Consider the following 15550-nt stretch of genomic DNA (forward strand, 5'->3'; position numbering starts at 1 on the left):
CGGGCCTGAAAGTCCACTTCAAGACGGATGACGGCATGGTCCGCGCCGTGGATGGCGTGGATATCTCGGTCAATCGCGGCGAGACGGTCTCCATTGTTGGCGAGTCCGGCTGCGGCAAGACGGTCACGGCGATGACGGTGCTCAAGCTCATCGCCATGCCGCCCGGCCGGATCATGGCGGGCAAGATTCTCTTCGAGGGCCGGGACCTTGTGCCGATGGGCGCGGATGAGATGCGCCGCATTCGCTCCAAGCAGATTGGTATCGTCTTCCAGGAGCCGATGACCTCGCTGAACCCGGTCTATACCGTGGGCGAGCAGATCGCCGAGACAGTCCGCCATCACGAAGGCCTTTCCAAGCGCGCCGCCTTTGATCGTGCGGCGGAAATGCTCTCGCTGGTCCAGATCCCCAATCCGACCAAGCGCGTGCATGACTACCCGCACCAGTTTTCCGGCGGCATGCGCCAGCGCGTGATGATCGCCATGGCACTCTCCTGCAATCCGAAGCTGCTCATCGCCGATGAGCCGACCACGGCGCTCGACGTCACCATCCAGGCGCAGATCCTGGAATTGATGAATGAGATGAAGCAGCGGCTGGGCATGTCCATCCTGCTGATCACCCACGCCATGGGCGTGGTGGCCGAAACCGCGCAGCGCGTCATCGTCATGTATGCCGGCAAGGTGGTGGAAGATGCGACGGTCGAGAACCTGTTTGCCAATCCGCGCCACCCCTACACGCAGGGCCTGATCCGCTCGATCCCGCGCATTGACCTGGCCGCCACCACGCATACGCGGCTCGAGGCCATCCCGGGCTCCGTGCCGAGCCTGCTCAACCCGCCCCTCGGCTGCCGCTTTGCCGCGCGCTGCCGCTACGCGACCGAGGCCTGCACCGCGGCCGAGCCGCCGCTGCGCGAGGTCGCTCCTGGGCACAAGGTGGCCTGCATCCTATGACCGAGCCTCTCCTCAGCGTGAAGAACCTGGTGAAGCGCTTCCCCGTGAAGGGCGGGCTGATGCGACGGACGGTGGATTACGTCCATGCCGTCAGCGGCGTCACCTTCGACCTCCAGGCCGGTGAAACCCTCGGCCTGGTCGGCGAATCCGGCTGCGGCAAATCCACCACCGGGCGCCTGATCCTGCGCCTCATCGAGCCCACCTCCGGCGAGGTGACCTTCGAGGGCCGCGACGTCACGGCCCTGGATAATGAGCATCTCGGCACGCTGCGCCGGGACATGCAGATCATCTTCCAGGACCCCTTCGCCTCGCTCAATCCGCGCATGACGGTGGGCAGCATCATCGCCGAGGCGCTGATCATCCATAAACTCGCCAAGACCGCGCGGCAGCGCGAGGATCGCGTGGTGGAGCTGCTGGAAACCGTGGGGCTGAACGCCGACCATATGCGCCGCTTCCCGCATGAGTTTTCGGGGGGACAGCGCCAGCGCATCGGCATCGCCCGCGCCCTCGCCGTGAATCCGAAGTTGGTCATCTGCGATGAGCCGGTCAGCGCGCTCGACGTCTCCATCCAGGCGCAAGTGGTGAACCTGCTGGAGGATCTCCAGGAGAAATTCGGCCTCACCTTCCTCTTCATCGCCCATGACCTCTCGGTCGTGGAGCACATCAGCGACCGTGTGGCGGTGATGTATCTGGGCCGCATCGTGGAGATCGCCTCGGCGCGGGATCTCTACACCAATCCGCTGCACCCCTACACGGAAGCGCTGCTCTCCGCCGTGCCCATCCCGGACCCGACGGTGAAGCGCCAGCGCATCATGCTGAAGGGTGATGTGCCAAGCCCGCTGCGCCCGCCCTCGGGCTGCCATTTCCACACGCGCTGCCCCATCGCCAATGCCGGCGCGTGTCGCAGCGAAGCGCCGGAGTTGCGGGAAGTGACGCCGGGGCATTGGGTGTCCTGCCATTTGCGGGGGTAGCCTATCCAGGGGCTTTGCCCCCCGAGCCCCTACCAGGAACCTTAGGTTCCTGGACCTCCGGTGACATGAGCGGTCGGGCACCCCACATTCAAATCGAACACTTGGAGCCCTCCGCATGACTGACGCCACCGAATACACGCCGCCCAAGGTCTGGACCTGGGTGAAAGCCAATGGCGGCCGCTTCGCCAATATCAATCGCCCCATCGCTGGCCCCACGCATGAGAAGGAACTCCCGGTCGGAAAGCATCCGCTGCAGCTCTACTCGCTCGGCACGCCCAATGGCGTGAAGGTGACGGTGATGCTGGAGGAGCTTCTGGCCCTCGGCCACAAAGGTGCCGAATACGATGCCTGGCTGATCCGCATCAGCGAGGGCGACCAGTTCGGCAGCGGTTTCGTCGCGGTGAACCCCAATTCGAAAATCCCGGCGCTGCTCGATCGCAGTGGGCCCAAGCCCATCCGCGTCTTCGAATCGGGCGCCATCCTGATGCACCTGGCCGAGAAATTCGGCGCCTTCCTGCCGACCGAGACGGCGGCGCGCGCCGAATGCCTTTCCTGGCTGTTCTGGCAGATGGGGAGTGCCCCTTATCTCGGCGGCGGCTTCGGGCATTTCTACGCCTATGCGCCGACGAAGCAGGAATACCCGATCGACCGCTTCGCCATGGAGGTGAAGCGCCAGCTGGACGTGCTGGATCGCCGGCTGGGCGAGAGCGAGTATCTGGCCGGCCCCGACTACACCATCGCCGATATCGCCGTCTGGCCCTGGTATGGCGGCCTGGTGAAGGGCTGGTCCTATGGCGCGGCCGAGTTCCTTGCGGTGCATGAATACAAGAATGTGAACCGCTGGGCCGACCAGATCCACGCCCGCCCCGCCGTGCTGCGCGGCCGCATGGTGAACCGGATGGTGGGCGAACCCGAGGGCCAGCTGCGCGAACGCCATGACGCGAGCGACTTCGACACCAAGACCCAGGACAAGGTGGCCCCCGCCGCCTGAGGGGGGGCTGGCTTCCCAAAGCCAGCGCGGCGCGGCACATCAGGGGCTCACCCGAGAGTGAGTCCCGCCCTTGCCCCGGCTTCGCATCGCCACCTGGAACATCAACTCCGTCCGGCTTCGGCTGCCGCTGCTGGCCGATCTGGACGCGGCCCTGAAGCCCGACGTGCTCTGCCTGCAGGAAACCAAATGCCCGGATGAGCATTTCCCGCATGAAGGCATCCGGGCACTGGGTTTCGAGCATGTGATCGCCCGCGGGATGAAGGGCTATAACGGCGTTGCCGTGCTGTCGCGCTTACCCTTCGCGGTGCGCGGCGAAGATCCCGATTGGTGCATGAAGGGTGATTGCCGGCATGTCGGTGTCACGCTCGACGCCCCTGGCGGGCCGGTGGATCTGCACAATTTCTATGTGCCGGCCGGTGGCGACATCGCGGACCGCGAAGCCAACCCGAAATTCGCGCATAAGCTCGACCTGATCGCCGAGGCTACGGCCTGGTTCGCGCAGCATGGGCCGGTGCGGCGTTCCGTGCTGGTCGGGGATCTGAATATCGCGCCCCTCGAACATGATGTCTGGTCACACAAGCAATTGCTGGACGTCGTCTCCCACACGCCGATCGAGGTGGAGGCCCTGGCCGGCTGGATGCGTGCGGGCGATTGGCATGACGCGTTGCGCCACTTCGTCCCCGCCGACCAGAAGCTCTACACATGGTGGTCCTATCGCGCGAAGGATTGGGCGGCGGCCGATCGTGGCCGGCGGCTGGACCACGTCTGGGTCAGCCAGGATTTGCGGAGCAGCCTGGCGCGGCATGAGATCCTAAAGCCGGCGCGGGGCTGGGAAAAAGCCAGTGACCACGTGCCCGTGATGGTGGAGTTCGCGCTGTGAAAAGCTGGAAATTCGTCACTCTCGATGTGTTCACTTCAACCCGCTTCGGCGGCAACCAGCTCGCCGTCTTCCCTGATGCGCGTGGCCTGACGGATGCGCAGATGCAGTCCCTCGCGGCCGAGTTGAACCTCAGCGAGACGACCTTCGTCCTGCCGCCCGCCTCGCCGGCCAATACGGCCCGCGTGCGCATCTTCAACCGTGTGGCGGAGATGCCCTTCGCCGGGCACCCCAATGTCGGCACCGGCTTCGTGCTGGCGGAGCACGCAAAGGACGGCCTGCTGCGTTTTGAGGAAATTGCCGGTCTGGTCGAAGTCGCGATCGAGCGTGATGCCACAGGCGCCGTGACGGGTGCCGAGATCGGCGCGCCGCAGCCTCTGGCGGTCGGCCCGAAGATGGACCCTGGCCTGGTGGCGGGCTGCGTCGGCTTGGCCGAGGACGATGTGGTGACGGCGGCGCATCTGCCGGTCATGGCGTCCGTCGGCAATTCCTTCGTGATTGCCGAGGTGACGGGCGAGGCGCTGAGCCGCGCCAAGCCGGATCTGGCACGCTTTGCCGAGGCGGCCCTGGAATTCCCGCATCTCGGCCCGCGCCGGCTGCCGCTTTATCTCTATGCCAGGAACGGGCGCGGCAGGCTGCGCGCGCGCATGTTCTCGCCGCTCTCCGGCACAGTCGAGGATGCGGCGACTGGGAGTGCCGCGACACCGCTCGCCGCAATGCTGCTGGCGCTGAGCACGCGCAAGACGCTGAGCGTCGAGATCACGCAAGGCGTGGAGATGGGACGGCCGAGCCTGCTGCGCGCCTCGGCTTTTCGCGCGCGGGATGGGGTTCGGGCGAAGGTGGCAGGGAGTTGCGTGCCGGTGTTCGAGGGGAAGTTCCTGCTGTGATTCAAGGCAGGGGCGCATGCGGCTGGCCGGCGCGGGCCAGGGCATCCGCGATCATCGCGTAGGGGATGCGGAAATCGAGCGAACGATGGCGGCGGCCGTAGAGGCCGTCTCCGCCCTCAAGGCAAAAGTAGATATCATCATCCGCCTGGCGGAAGTCATGTTCAGCAAAGGGCCACGGTTGGAGTGGAGCTGTGGGCGCGCGATCGCTCAGTCGGAGCGCGAACATGTAGGCTAGGCGGCCTTCCTGCCTTGGAGGTCCATCCAAGGGGTGGGCCCAAACGCTGGAACGAGCCTACCGGATCCACCGTCACCAGCATATCCAGCGGTGGTCGGCCGAGAATGCCCATCCGTTCGGAAATTTGCGCCGCCGTATCACCACCATAGCTGTGGCCGACAATGCGGATTCGCGTCTCGGGCGATTGCTGGCGGATCAACGCCTCAATCTCGGCCCGCTGGTCCCAGGTGAAATTGACAGATGTGAGCCCAGGTCTGTCGAGACTGGGTCCGAGACCAGATCGCCTCAGCGGCCCATTCATCTTCACATCCGCCGCGCCGCTCACGAAGATCAGCAGCACGGGCGCGGGTATCGGCGGCGCCACGGATTCGGCGGGCGCCGCTTCTGGCCGTGGCGATGCGCGCTCCTGCTGCTGCCCGCGGCGGCGCTGCTGACGATAGGAATCCACCCGCTCCAGTCGGCCGTCTCGCACGCGGTCATAGCTGCGAAACTCGACCGTCATGCTCCCGCCCTTGCCGGGCCGCGCGGCCCGGAGCGCCTGGAATCCCTCAGTCACCCAGCCGCGATAGGGGACATGATCGCGGTCTTCACTATTGGAATAGCGCGGGTCCCGCATGGCGCGGCGGAGTTCCTGACGGTTCATCGCAAGCTTGGGCATGGCGGCATTCTTTCACCGCTTTTTCATGCCATTCACCAGGAATAATGCCAACAACAAACCAAAAACATTATCCGCGCCGCTTCGCCTCGATCACATCCCAGATGGCGCGCTCCAGATGCACGCCATCAAACCGCGCCAGTTCCTGCAGGCCGGTGGGCGAGGTCACGTTGATCTCGGTCAGATACCCGCCGATCACGTCAATGCCGACGAAGATCAGCCCGCGCTTCTTGAGTTCCGGCCCGATCACGGCGCAGATTTCCAGCTCGCGGTCGGTCAGCTTGGTGGGTTCCGGGCGGCCGCCCACATGCATGTTGCTGCGCGCCTCGCCCGCCGCCGGCACGCGGTTGATGCCGCCCATCGCCACGCCATCCACCAGGATGATGCGCTTGTCGCCCTGGCGCACGGCCGGCAGGTATTGCTGCACCATGAGCGGCTCGCGCGAGCGTTCGGTGAACATCTCGATCAGCGAGTTCAAATTTGGGTCGTTGGGTTGCAGGTGAAATACGCCAGCGCCGCCATTGCCGAACAGCGGCTTCACGATGATGTCGCCATGCTTCATGCGGAACTTGTTGATTTCCCGCGTGTCGGCGCTGACCAGCGTCTCCGGCATCAGCTCCGGGAATTGCAGCACGAACAGCTTTTCCGGCGCGTTGCGCACGCTGGCCGGGTCATTCACCACCAGTGTCTTCGGGTGGATATGCTCCAGCAGATGTGTGGCGGTGATATAGGCCATGTCGAAGGGCGGGTCCTGGCGCATCAGCACCACATCCACATCCTTCGCCAGGTCGAGCTCGACCGGCGCGCCGAAGGTGAAATGGTTGCCCTTCTCGCGGCGCACCTCCACCGGATGGCCATGGGCAATCACGCGCCCGGCCTGCATCGAGAGATGCTTCACATGGTAATGCCAGAGCGCATGGCCGCGCGCCTGGGCTTCCAGCATCAGGGCGAAGCTGCTGTCGCCATCAATGCCGATGCTCTCCATGGGGTCCATCTGGACCGCGACGCGCAATGCCATGCTCAGGCTCCCCAAGTCTTGTTGTGTTGAATGAGGTTTTCGCCGGTCATGGCGGCGGGCTGCGGCAGCCCCATGAGGGCGAGCAGCGTGGGCGCCAGATCCGCCAGGCGGCCCTCCCGCAGGCGGGCGCCCTCTGGCCCGCCCATGAGGAAGACCGGGACGGGGTTGGTGGTGTGGGCGGTATGCGGGCCGCCCGTCTCGGGGTCCCGCATCAATTCCGCATTGCCGTGATCGGCGGTGACGAGCAGCGCGCCGCCTGCCGCGCGCACCGCATCGGCAATGGCGCCAAGCCCCGCATCCACTGCCTCCACGGCCTGGATGGCTGCTGCGAGGCTGCCGGTATGGCCGACCATGTCGGCATTGGCGAAGTTCAGGATGATCAGGTCCTGCTTGCCGGCGCGGATGGCCTCCACCGCCTTCGCCGTCAGTTCTGGCGCGCTCATTTCAGGTTGCAGGTCGTAGGTGGCGACTTTGGGGGATGGCACCATGATGCGCGTCTCGCCGGGATAGGCCTGCTCTTCGCCGCCGTTCAGGAAGTAGGTGACGTGCGGGTATTTCTCGGTCTCGGCCATGTGGAGTTGGGTGCGGCCGGCGCGGCTGACCACTTCGGCCAGGATGTCCGCCATGGATTGCGGCGGGAACAGCGTGGCGATGAAGGGGTTCAGCGCCTGCGCATATTCCACCATGCCTAGGCTGGCGGCGAAGCGCGGCATGCGCTCGCGCTCGAAGCCGGTGAAATCCGGATCGAGCAGCGCCGTCAAAATCTCCCGCGCGCGGTCCGAGCGGAAATTGAAGCAGAGCAACCCATCGCCATCCCGCATGCCGGCATGGCCGGGCAGCACGGTCGCGGGGATGAATTCATCCGTCACATCCCGCGCATGCGCCTGGGCCACGGCTGTCTGGGCATCCGGTGCCGTCGCCTCGCCCTCGCCCAGCACCATGGCGGCCCAGGCCTTGCGCACACGTTCCCAGCGATTGTCCCGGTCCATCGCCCAGTAGCGGCCGATGACGGTGCCGATGCGCGCCTCGGTGGGCAGCGAGGCCAGTGCCGGCCCGGCCGAGCGCGGCGGCGTGTCGCGCCCATCGGTCAGCGCGTGGATCACCACGGGGATGTTTTCCGCCGCCAGGATCCGCGCCAGCGCCGCCGCATGGCGCTGATGGCTGTGCACGCCCCCCGGGGATACCAGCCCCACCAGATGCGCCGTGCCACCATTGGCGTGCAGCCTGGCCACGAACTCCCGCAGCGCCGGCATCCGCGCCATGGAGCCATCGGCGATGGCGGCATCAATGCGCGGCAGATCCTGCATCACCACGCGCCCGGCGCCGATGTTCAGATGCCCCACCTCGCTATTGCCCATCTGCCCCTCGGGCAGGCCGACATCCAGGCCGGAGGTGTGCAGGAAGCCATGCGGGCAGGTGGCCCAGAGCCCGTCGAAACGCGGCGTGCGGGCCAGGACCACGGCATTATCCGCGGGGTCCTCCCGATGGCCCCAGCCATCGAGGATCACGAGCATGACGGGGCGGGGCGGCTTCTCCATGCGCGCGGTTTACAGCGCCCGCGCGCGGGCGGCTAGCGCAGGGCGGGCTGTGGCCGTTCAGGCCCATGGGCATCGCGGATGGGCAGGCGAGGGGTCAACGCAGCTGTGGGTTGTCAAACACCGGGTCACGATACCGGCGCAGCACTTCGCCCAATGTACGGGCCAGATCCTCGCGCTCCTCCGGCGTCAGGAAGCGGCCGATCTCAATCGCCGCGCCGCGATGGGCGATGAAGAGCCGGGTTTCCTCCCAGCGGAGCCGGGCCCAGAAGGGGTCAAAGCTCGCTTGCTCACGCCGCCGCCCTTCGCGCCGCTGGATGGTGAGCCGGCCGGAGACCAAGATCACCGTCTCGGCGCTGCTGCGCGCCTGGCTGCGGTAGAGCGCCAGCATGCCGATGACCAGCAGCGTTTCCGCGCCGGCAAAGACCAGCACGGGCCAGGCCCCCAGCAGCGTGAATACCGTGCCCGTGAAGGTGAAGCCCGCGAGCAGAATGCCCGCGACGATCCAGAAGCCCCGATCGCCCAGGCTGTTCAGTGGCGCGGAGCGGGCCTCGAAAAGGGTGGGGCTGTTTGGCATCCGTCCATCAGATAGGATGAATCCCAGAGTGAGAACCCCAGCTTGAGACGCCCTGCTTGAGAAATCCCGGCAAGCCCCTGCACGGTTCGGCCCTGGCACCGCGTCGCGCGCGGCTGATGTCGCGTGAGCAGGCGGGGGCCTTCATCCGCTCCATCGCTGCCAGCAACCCAGAGCCCGAGACCGAGCTGCTCTACACCGATGCCTTCTCGCTGCTTGTTGCCGTCGTCATGTCGGCCCAGGCGACGGATGCCATGGTGAACAAGGTGACGCCAGGGCTGTTTGCCGCGGCCCCCACACCCGCCGCCATGGCCGCGCTGGGTGCCGAGGGAATCGGCCAGCTGATTCGCCGCATCGGGCTGTGGCAGGCGAAGGCGAAGAATGTCGCCGCCCTCTCGGCCATGCTGGTGGAGCGGCACGGCGGTGAAGTGCCCGCCGATCGCGCAGCACTCGAGGCCCTGCCTGGCGTGGGTCGCAAGACCGCCAATGTCGTGCTGAACGTGCTGTTCGGCGAAGCCACCATGGCGGTGGATACGCATATCTTCCGCCTGGGCAACCGCACTGGCCTGGCGCCCGGCAAGACGACGCGTGTTGTGGAGGATGGGCTGGTGAAGCGCATTCCGCCTGAGTTGCTGCGCGATGCGCATCACTGGCTGATCCTGCATGGGCGTTACATTTGCAAGGCCCGGGCGCCTGAGTGCTGGCGTTGCCCTGCCGCGCTGCATTGCAACTACAAGGACAAGGTCAAAGCCCCTGGCCTATAGGCGCTGCGCCGCGCGCAGCCGGGTCTTTGCTGGCCTCCGTATCGCCCGGTCTCAGGGCCGCTTCATGCGCCCCGGGCCAGGGCCGTTTCGCGCGGCGATGCGGTGCGGCATTGGCGCTGCCTTTGGTCCAGGATTGCGTGCCGGATGCGGGTGCTTGGGCGGTTGAGGGGCTGCGGCGCGTCCCTGCTGGTGGCGGTATTGGGAATGGTATTGGCGTGGCAGGACCGTGTTGCAAAGTGTTGCATCGGCTTGTAGGCATCGCGGCGAATATTTTGACGGCCATGCAAGGGTCAATTCAATGGCGACGGTCTCCATCCTGATTCCGAATTACAACCATGCGCAGCATCTGCATCAGTCGCTGGGTGGCGCGTGCGGGCAGACCCGCCCTGCGGATGAGATTCTGGTGATTGACGATGGCTCCTCGGATGAGAGCGTTGCCGTGATCGAGGAGTTTGCCGCGCGCTTTCCGAATTTGCGGCTGCTGCGCAATGACCGCAATCGGGGCATGCAATACACCATCAACCGCCTGCTGGAGGAATCGCGGGGCGACTACATCGTCTGCGCGGCGGCGGATGATGAGCTGTATCCCGGCTTTCTCGAGGCGCATATGGCGGCGCTTTCGCGGCACCCGCAGGCGGGGATGAGCGTTTCCGAATACATGGTGCTGACGACGACGGGGCGGGTGATCAACCAGTCGCGCATGATGCCTGGCTCGTTCGGCTTGGCGCATCTGCCGGAGTTCATGCCGGCGACCCGGCTGCGCGAGGAGTTCGTCGATGGCTATGTGTGGATGACGTCCAACGCCATCGTGGCGCGGCGCGACGCGGTGCAGGCGGTGGGCGGCTTTATCGCGGCGCAGGAATGGCATTCGGACTGGTTCACCTATTACGCGGTGGCGCTGCGCCATGGTGTTTGCGTGGTGCCGGAGGGGCTTGGTGTGATCCGCGAGAGCCCGGGCGGTTATTCGGGCACTGGCATGCGCGATCCGGAGCGGCAGTCCCGCGTGCTGCGGGCGATCATTGATGCGGCGTGCACGCCGCCGAATGATGATTTGCGGGCGATTTTCCGTTGTGCGCCGGGGGCTTTGGCGGTGTTTGGCACGCAGATGGCGAAGGTGCTGATCAAGCAGCCGCGGCGATGGGACCTGGCGCTGGCCTATGGCAGCTTTCTGGTGCGGCGCTACCGCCGGATCATGGGCCTCTCCTGGCCGCGGTTTTTTGTCTATGGCCTGAAGCGCGCCCTGCGGTGACGGGGATGGTTACTGGCCTTTCTTCGGGCGTTTTCAGCCAGCATGGACATGTCTTGATTGATGATTTAGCAGGCGCTGCTTGTGTGGGTTTATTTTTCGTTTTTGTGTGTTGGGTCATTTTGTTGGGTGCCGGCATGTTTTGGGAAGACGCAGCATGAAGGTGGTGATTTTGGCTGGCGGGCTTGGCACGCGTATTTCTGAGGAGAGCCACCTTCGTCCCAAGCCGATGATTGAGATCGGCGGTTATCCGATTTTGTGGCACATCATGAAGATCTACGCCTCGCAGGGGGCGACGGACTTTATCATTTGTGCCGGCTATCGCGGCTATATGATCAAGGAATACTTCGCGAATTACGTGCTGCATCGTTCGGATGTGACGATTGATCTGGCGGCGCATACGGTGGAGTACCACCGCAATTCGGCCGAGCCCTGGCGTGTGACCATCGTGGATACGGGTGCGGAGACCCTGACGGGCGGGCGGCTCAAGCGGATTGGACATTTGCTGACGCCGGGCGAGACCTTTTGCATGACCTATGGCGATGGGGTGGCGGATATTTCGCTGGAGAAGCTGTTGGCGCGGCATCGCGAATTGGGGGCGGCTGCGACGCTGACGGCGGTCAAGCCGCCTGGCCGCTATGGCTCGACGCGGATCGAGCAGGGGATGGTGCGTGAATTCCAGGAAAAGCCGGCGGGTGATGGCGGCTACATCAATGGCGGTTTCTTTGCGCTGGAGCCTTCGGTGCTGGAGACGATTCCGGGTGATCTGACGGCCTGGGAATCGGAGCCGCTGCAAGGTCTGGCGGCTGCGGGCCGGCTGGGCGCCTATCAGCATGACGGGTTCTGGCACGCGATGGACACGCTGCGGGACAAGAACCATCTGGAAGGGCTCTGGCAGGCTGGGCGCGCGCCCTGGAACACCTGGTCCTGAGATGCCCGACGCTGCATTTTGGCGTGGCCGCCGGGTTCTGCTGACGGGCCATACGGGTTTCAAGGGGGCCTGGTGCATGGCCTGGCTGCGGCGCATGGGCGCTGAGGTGACGGGCTATTCGCTGGCGCCGGAAACCGCGCCGAACCTGTCCCGGCTGCTGGGCCTGGTGGATGGCGGGGCATCGGTGCTGGGCGATATCCGTGACGCGGCGGGGCTGGCGGCGGTGGTGGCGCGGGTGCGGCCGCAGCTGGTGTTGCACATGGCGGCGCAGGCGCTGGTGCGGCGCAGCTATGCTGCCCCGCTGGAGACCTTCGAGATCAATGTGCAGGGCACGCTGCGCGTGCTGGAGGCGTTGCGGGGCAGCCCGGGCCTTGAGGCGGTTCTCGTGGTGACCAGCGACAAGGTCTATGAGAATGACGGCAGCGGCCGGTTTTTCATCGAGACGGACCGGCTGGGTGGTTCGGATCCGTATTCGGCCTCCAAGGCGGCGTGCGAGATCGCGACGGCCAGTTTTGCGCGCAGCTTTGGCGGTGAACTGGGTGCGGTGGCGACGGCGCGCGCGGGCAATGTGATTGGCGGTGGCGATTGGTCGGCCGACCGGATCGTGCCGGATTTGTGGCGTGCGCAGCAGGCGGGGCGGCCGGTTTCGCTGCGCTACCCCTTGGCGACGCGGCCCTGGCAGCATGTGCTGGAGCCGATTGCGGGCTATCTGGATTTCATGGAGGCGCTGGCCCTGGGCCTGCGCGAGCCCACGCTGAATTTTGGCCCGCCCGATGAGCGTCCGGAGACGGTGAGTGCGGTGGCCGAGGCGTTCCAGTCGGCCTATGGCGCGCGGGGCCTGGGCTGGGAGCAGGCGCCTGGGGTGCATCTGAAGGAGGCGCCGACGCTGGCCATCAATGCCGGGCGCGCGGCGGGCCTGCTGCCCTGGCGGCCGCGGCTTTCCGCCGCCGAGGCGATCACCTGGACCGCCCAATGGTACGCTGCCTTTGATGCTGGCGTTGACATGGCGGCATTCACCGCGGCGCAGATCGCCGCCTATGAGGATCGCCTGGCATGAGCCACAGCTGCCGCTTTTGCGCCGCCCCGCTGACGCGGGTGCTGGTTGATCTGGGCCATACGGCCCTGGCCAATTCCTATGTGACGCCGGGCACGCCTGGGCCTGACGCGGCCTATGAGCTTTGCGCGCGGGTGTGCGATGCGTGTTTCCTGGTGCAGGTGGCCGATGCGGTTCCGGCCGAGGCGATTTTTTCGGACTACGCCTATTTCTCCTCCTTCTCGACGGGCTGGCTGGCGCATTGCGAGGCCTATGCGGCGGCGATGACCGCGCGGTTCGGCCTGGGGGCGGGCAGCCGTGTGGTCGAGATTGCCTCCAATGACGGCTATCTGCTGCAGTATTTCGTGGGCCGCGGCGTGCCGGTGCTGGGCATCGAGCCTGCGGCCAATGTGGCCGAGGCGGCGCGGGCGCGCGGTGTGGCGACGGAGGTCGCGTTTTTTGGCCGCGCCACGGGGGAGCGGCTGCGCGCGGCGGGGATGACGGCCGATCTGATGGCCTCCAACAATGTTCTGGCGCATGTGCCGGACATCAATGATTTCGTGTCTGGCGTGCCGCTGCTGCTGAAGCCCGAGGGTGTCTGGACGATCGAGTTTCCGCATCTGCTGAACCTGATCGCGCTGGTGCAGTTCGATACGATCTACCACGAGCATTACTCGTATTTGTCGCTGCTGTTTGTCGAGAAGCTGCTGGCGGCGCATGGGCTGCGGGTGTTTGACGTGGAGCCGCAGCCGACCCATGGCGGCAGCCTGCGGGTGTTCGTCTGCCATGCGGGGGCGTCGCATGTGGCGATGCCGGGCCTGGCTGCGACGCGCGCGCGGGAGGCGGCGGCCGGGCTGGACCAGCCTGGCGCCTATGATGATTTTGCCCCGCGCGTGGCCAAGGTTCGCGATGACCTGCTGGCATTCCTGCGCGAGGCGCGCGCCGGGGGAAAGACGGTGGCGGCCTATGGGGCGGCGGCCAAGGGCAATACCTTGCTGAATTTCTGCGGCATCGCGTCTGACCTGATCACCTATGTGGTGGACAAGAACCCGGCCAAGCAGGGCAAGCTGCTGCCTGGCAGCCGGCTGCCGGTGTTTGGCCCGGAGAAGCTCTATGAGACGCGGCCCGACTACATCGTGATCCTGCCCTGGAATGTGGCCGAGGAGGTGGTGGCGCAAAATCCCGGGGTGCGGGATTGGGGTGCGCAATGGGTGACGGCGATCCCCGGGCTGAAGCTGTTCTGATGCGCATCGAGGCCCTGCCCCTGGCCGGTGCGGCGCTGATCCGCCTGGAGCCGCGGGCGGATGAGCGCGGCTGGTTTGCGCGCAGTTTTTGTGTGCGCAGCCTGGCGGCGCATGGGCTGCATGCCGAATATCCGCAGCACAATATTTCGTTCAACCGGCGCGCGGGCACGCTGCGCGGGCTGCATTTCCAGCTTTCGCCGCATGAGGAGGTGAAGATCATCTCCTGCACGCGGGGGCGGATTTTTGATGTTCTGGTGGATTTGCGGCCGGGTTCGGCCACCTATGGCCAATGGCATGGCGCTGAGTTGAGTGCCGAGAATCATGACCGGCTTTATGCGCCGGCGGGTTTTGCGCATGGCTTTCAGACACTTTCCGACGATGCGGAGGTGCATTACCTGATGGGTTGCGAATATGTGGATGGCGCCGCCGCCGGCATCCGCCATGACGACCCGACCCTGTCCATTCCCTGGCCGCTGCCGGTCAGCGCGATTTCCGAGCGCGATCTGGCCCTGCCGACATTGACGAAAGCCCTCGCCCGATGAAGATCACCTTTGACACCGAAGCGCGCACCGCGACGCTGGCCGATGGCCGCACGATCGACCTGTTTGGCCCTGAGAGTTTTGCGGAGCTCGCGGATCTGTGGGTGCGGCTGGGCTGGGTTCGCAAATACTCCTACGCGTTTTCCTGGATGGGGCGGCCGATCATCCAGCTGCCGGACGACATGGTGCGCATCCAGGAGGCGATCTACGCCACGAAGCCGGATGTGATCATCGAAACGGGCGTCGCGCATGGTGGTTCGTTGATCTACTACGCGAGCCTGTTCGAGGCGCTGGGGCATGGCCGCGTGATCGGCATTGATATCGAGATCCGCCCGCATAACCGGGCGGCGATCGAGGCGCATGCGATGAAGAAGCGCATTGAGCTGGTGGTGGGTGGCAGCACGGATGCGGCGGTGGTGTCGCAGGTGCGTGGCATGATCCGCCCGGGCGAGCGGGTGATGGTGATCCTCGATTCCAACCACTCCAAGGCGCATGTGGCGGGGGAACTGGCGGCCTATGCGCCGCTGGTGACGCCGGGCTGCCATTTGCTGGTGCAGGACGGGGTGATGGAGCTGGTGGCGGGCATGCCGCGCACCGACGCCGATTGGAACTGGAACAACCCCCGCAGCGCCATCGCCGAATTCCTGGCCGAACACCCGGAATTCAAGGCCGCAAAGGCCGCAAGACCCTTCGATGAAAGCCAGAACGTCCCAGATTGCTCACACCACCCAGATGGATGGCTCATCCGAGAATAACATATGAGAAAAATACTCGTCACAGGGGGCTGATCACCTGCCACGCGGCCAGCTTCGCAATCCGGCGGTCCTTCAGCCGCAAGCTCGCCATGGTTGAGATTTCCTGACGAGCTGAGCTCTGGCCGCGTGCGGCGCCGCTGGTTGGTACAGCCAGCGGAATCACTGCGCTGCTTCTGAAGAAGGCGTCGCGGCATGGGATTTCCTGGCGGAAACCCCTGCATGGACTGGCTGACATGCAGCCCCAGCCAAGCCGCCCGCGCTTGCACTGGGGGGGCGAACTATGTAGGACGACGCGCATCTGCTCGGGGCGTTGACCCGACCCAGTTGCCTCAACAAGGTCCATGATTC

16 protein-coding genes are annotated in these 15550 nt (G+C 65.6%); 12 read left to right on the forward strand and 4 right to left on the reverse strand.

Going from position 1 to position 15550, the window contains the following annotated elements; genetic code table 11:
• Positions 1 to 35: 35 nt before the first annotated feature.
• From LHU95_RS05525 to LHU95_RS05545, 5 genes are all read left to right on the forward strand, one after another.
• Positions 36 to 947: an ABC transporter ATP-binding protein gene (locus LHU95_RS05525; protein ID WP_248711507.1), complete on the forward strand. Its 912-nt coding sequence runs from the start codon at positions 36 to 38 to the stop codon at positions 945 to 947.
• Positions 944 to 1918 (forward strand): dipeptide ABC transporter ATP-binding protein, encoded by a 975-nt coding sequence (locus LHU95_RS05530; RefSeq protein WP_248710381.1) that lies wholly within the window; start codon positions 944 to 946, stop codon positions 1916 to 1918. The genes LHU95_RS05525 and LHU95_RS05530 overlap by 4 nt, the downstream gene beginning before the upstream one ends.
• A gap of 115 nt (positions 1919 to 2033) precedes the next feature.
• The gene (yghU, locus tag LHU95_RS05535; RefSeq protein ID WP_248710382.1) at positions 2034 to 2909 is read left to right on the forward strand and encodes a glutathione-dependent disulfide-bond oxidoreductase; all 876 of its coding nucleotides are present in this window, start codon (positions 2034 to 2036) and stop codon (positions 2907 to 2909) included.
• Between the two features lie 70 nt (positions 2910 to 2979).
• The gene (locus tag LHU95_RS05540; protein ID WP_248710383.1) at positions 2980 to 3789 is read left to right on the forward strand and encodes an exodeoxyribonuclease III; all 810 of its coding nucleotides are present in this window, start codon (positions 2980 to 2982) and stop codon (positions 3787 to 3789) included.
• Positions 3786 to 4673 (forward strand): PhzF family phenazine biosynthesis protein, encoded by an 888-nt coding sequence (locus tag LHU95_RS05545; RefSeq protein WP_248710384.1) that lies wholly within the window; start codon positions 3786 to 3788, stop codon positions 4671 to 4673. Before LHU95_RS05540 ends, LHU95_RS05545 begins: the two co-directional genes overlap by 4 nt.
• 161 nt (positions 4674 to 4834) lie before the next feature.
• Here the strand turns inward: LHU95_RS05545 and LHU95_RS05550 are convergent, their stop codons facing one another.
• The 4 genes from LHU95_RS05550 to LHU95_RS05565 all read right to left on the reverse strand — a co-directional run bounded on the left by LHU95_RS05550 (position 4835) and on the right by LHU95_RS05565 (position 8693).
• Positions 4835 to 5566 (reverse strand): hypothetical protein, encoded by a 732-nt coding sequence (locus tag LHU95_RS05550; RefSeq protein ID WP_248710385.1) that lies wholly within the window; start codon positions 5564 to 5566, stop codon positions 4835 to 4837.
• A 67-nt stretch (positions 5567 to 5633) separates the two neighbouring features.
• The gene (gene gshB / locus LHU95_RS05555) at positions 5634 to 6581 is read right to left on the reverse strand and encodes a glutathione synthase (RefSeq protein ID WP_248710386.1); all 948 of its coding nucleotides are present in this window, start codon (positions 6579 to 6581) and stop codon (positions 5634 to 5636) included.
• A 2-nt stretch (positions 6582 to 6583) separates the two neighbouring features.
• Positions 6584 to 8119 (reverse strand): 2,3-bisphosphoglycerate-independent phosphoglycerate mutase, encoded by a 1536-nt coding sequence (gene gpmI, locus LHU95_RS05560; protein WP_248710387.1) that lies wholly within the window; start codon positions 8117 to 8119, stop codon positions 6584 to 6586.
• Positions 8120 to 8213: 94 nt separating this feature from the next.
• Positions 8214 to 8693, reverse strand: coding sequence for a DUF2244 domain-containing protein (locus tag LHU95_RS05565; protein WP_248710388.1), 480 nt, complete (start codon positions 8691 to 8693; stop codon positions 8214 to 8216).
• A gap of 116 nt (positions 8694 to 8809) precedes the next feature.
• Between LHU95_RS05565 and nth the strand changes: the two genes are divergently transcribed.
• From nth to LHU95_RS05600, 7 genes are all read left to right on the forward strand, one after another.
• Positions 8810 to 9454, forward strand: coding sequence for an endonuclease III (gene nth, locus LHU95_RS05570; protein WP_248711508.1), 645 nt, complete (start codon positions 8810 to 8812; stop codon positions 9452 to 9454).
• Between the two features lie 226 nt (positions 9455 to 9680).
• Positions 9681 to 10703: a glycosyltransferase family A protein gene (locus tag LHU95_RS05575; RefSeq protein ID WP_248709651.1), complete on the forward strand. Its 1023-nt coding sequence runs from the start codon at positions 9681 to 9683 to the stop codon at positions 10701 to 10703.
• Positions 10704 to 10857: 154 nt separating this feature from the next.
• A complete protein-coding gene (gene rfbF, locus LHU95_RS05580) occupies positions 10858 to 11631 on the forward strand; it encodes a glucose-1-phosphate cytidylyltransferase (RefSeq protein ID WP_248709653.1) in 774 nt (257 codons plus the stop codon).
• A 1-nt stretch (position 11632) separates the two neighbouring features.
• Positions 11633 to 12688: a CDP-glucose 4,6-dehydratase gene (rfbG, locus tag LHU95_RS05585; protein WP_248709654.1), complete on the forward strand. Its 1056-nt coding sequence runs from the start codon at positions 11633 to 11635 to the stop codon at positions 12686 to 12688.
• The gene (locus LHU95_RS05590) at positions 12685 to 13908 is read left to right on the forward strand and encodes a class I SAM-dependent methyltransferase (RefSeq protein ID WP_248709655.1); all 1224 of its coding nucleotides are present in this window, start codon (positions 12685 to 12687) and stop codon (positions 13906 to 13908) included. Before rfbG ends, LHU95_RS05590 begins: the two co-directional genes overlap by 4 nt.
• Positions 13908 to 14450 (forward strand): dTDP-4-dehydrorhamnose 3,5-epimerase, encoded by a 543-nt coding sequence (rfbC, locus tag LHU95_RS05595; RefSeq protein ID WP_248709656.1) that lies wholly within the window; start codon positions 13908 to 13910, stop codon positions 14448 to 14450. The genes LHU95_RS05590 and rfbC overlap by 1 nt, the downstream gene beginning before the upstream one ends.
• Positions 14447 to 15202, forward strand: a complete 756-nt coding sequence (locus LHU95_RS05600) for a CmcI family methyltransferase (protein WP_248709657.1) — start codon at positions 14447 to 14449, stop codon at positions 15200 to 15202. The genes rfbC and LHU95_RS05600 overlap by 4 nt, the downstream gene beginning before the upstream one ends.
• Positions 15203 to 15550 lie beyond the last annotated feature (348 nt).

It is taken from the genome of Sediminicoccus sp. KRV36, assembly GCF_023243115.1.
GTDB lineage: Bacteria > Pseudomonadota > Alphaproteobacteria > Acetobacterales > Acetobacteraceae > Roseococcus.

Excerpts from the sequence above, each read along its gene's own strand:
- LHU95_RS05525 (WP_248711507.1), top strand. The coding sequence starts at position 36 with ATGGTCCGCGCCGTGGATGGCGTGGATATCTCGGTCAATCGCGGCGAG.
- LHU95_RS05530 (WP_248710381.1), top strand. The coding sequence starts at position 944 with ATGACCGAGCCTCTCCTCAGCGTGAAGAACCTGGTGAAGCGCTTCCCC.
- yghU (WP_248710382.1), top strand. The coding sequence starts at position 2,034 with ATGACTGACGCCACCGAATACACGCCGCCCAAGGTCTGGACCTGGGTG.
- LHU95_RS05550 (WP_248710385.1), bottom strand. The coding sequence starts at position 5,566 with ATGCCCAAGCTTGCGATGAACCGTCAGGAACTCCGCCGCGCCATGCGG.
- gshB (WP_248710386.1), bottom strand. The coding sequence starts at position 6,581 with ATGGCATTGCGCGTCGCGGTCCAGATGGACCCCATGGAGAGCATCGGC.
- gpmI (WP_248710387.1), bottom strand. The coding sequence starts at position 8,119 with ATGGAGAAGCCGCCCCGCCCCGTCATGCTCGTGATCCTCGATGGCTGG.
- LHU95_RS05565 (WP_248710388.1), bottom strand. The coding sequence starts at position 8,693 with ATGCCAAACAGCCCCACCCTTTTCGAGGCCCGCTCCGCGCCACTGAAC.
- nth (WP_248711508.1), top strand. The coding sequence starts at position 8,810 with ATGTCGCGTGAGCAGGCGGGGGCCTTCATCCGCTCCATCGCTGCCAGC.
- rfbF (WP_248709653.1), top strand. The coding sequence starts at position 10,858 with ATGAAGGTGGTGATTTTGGCTGGCGGGCTTGGCACGCGTATTTCTGAG.
- rfbG (WP_248709654.1), top strand. The coding sequence starts at position 11,633 with ATGCCCGACGCTGCATTTTGGCGTGGCCGCCGGGTTCTGCTGACGGGC.
- LHU95_RS05590 (WP_248709655.1), top strand. The coding sequence starts at position 12,685 with ATGAGCCACAGCTGCCGCTTTTGCGCCGCCCCGCTGACGCGGGTGCTG.
- rfbC (WP_248709656.1), top strand. The coding sequence starts at position 13,908 with ATGCGCATCGAGGCCCTGCCCCTGGCCGGTGCGGCGCTGATCCGCCTG.
- LHU95_RS05600 (WP_248709657.1), top strand. The coding sequence starts at position 14,447 with ATGAAGATCACCTTTGACACCGAAGCGCGCACCGCGACGCTGGCCGAT.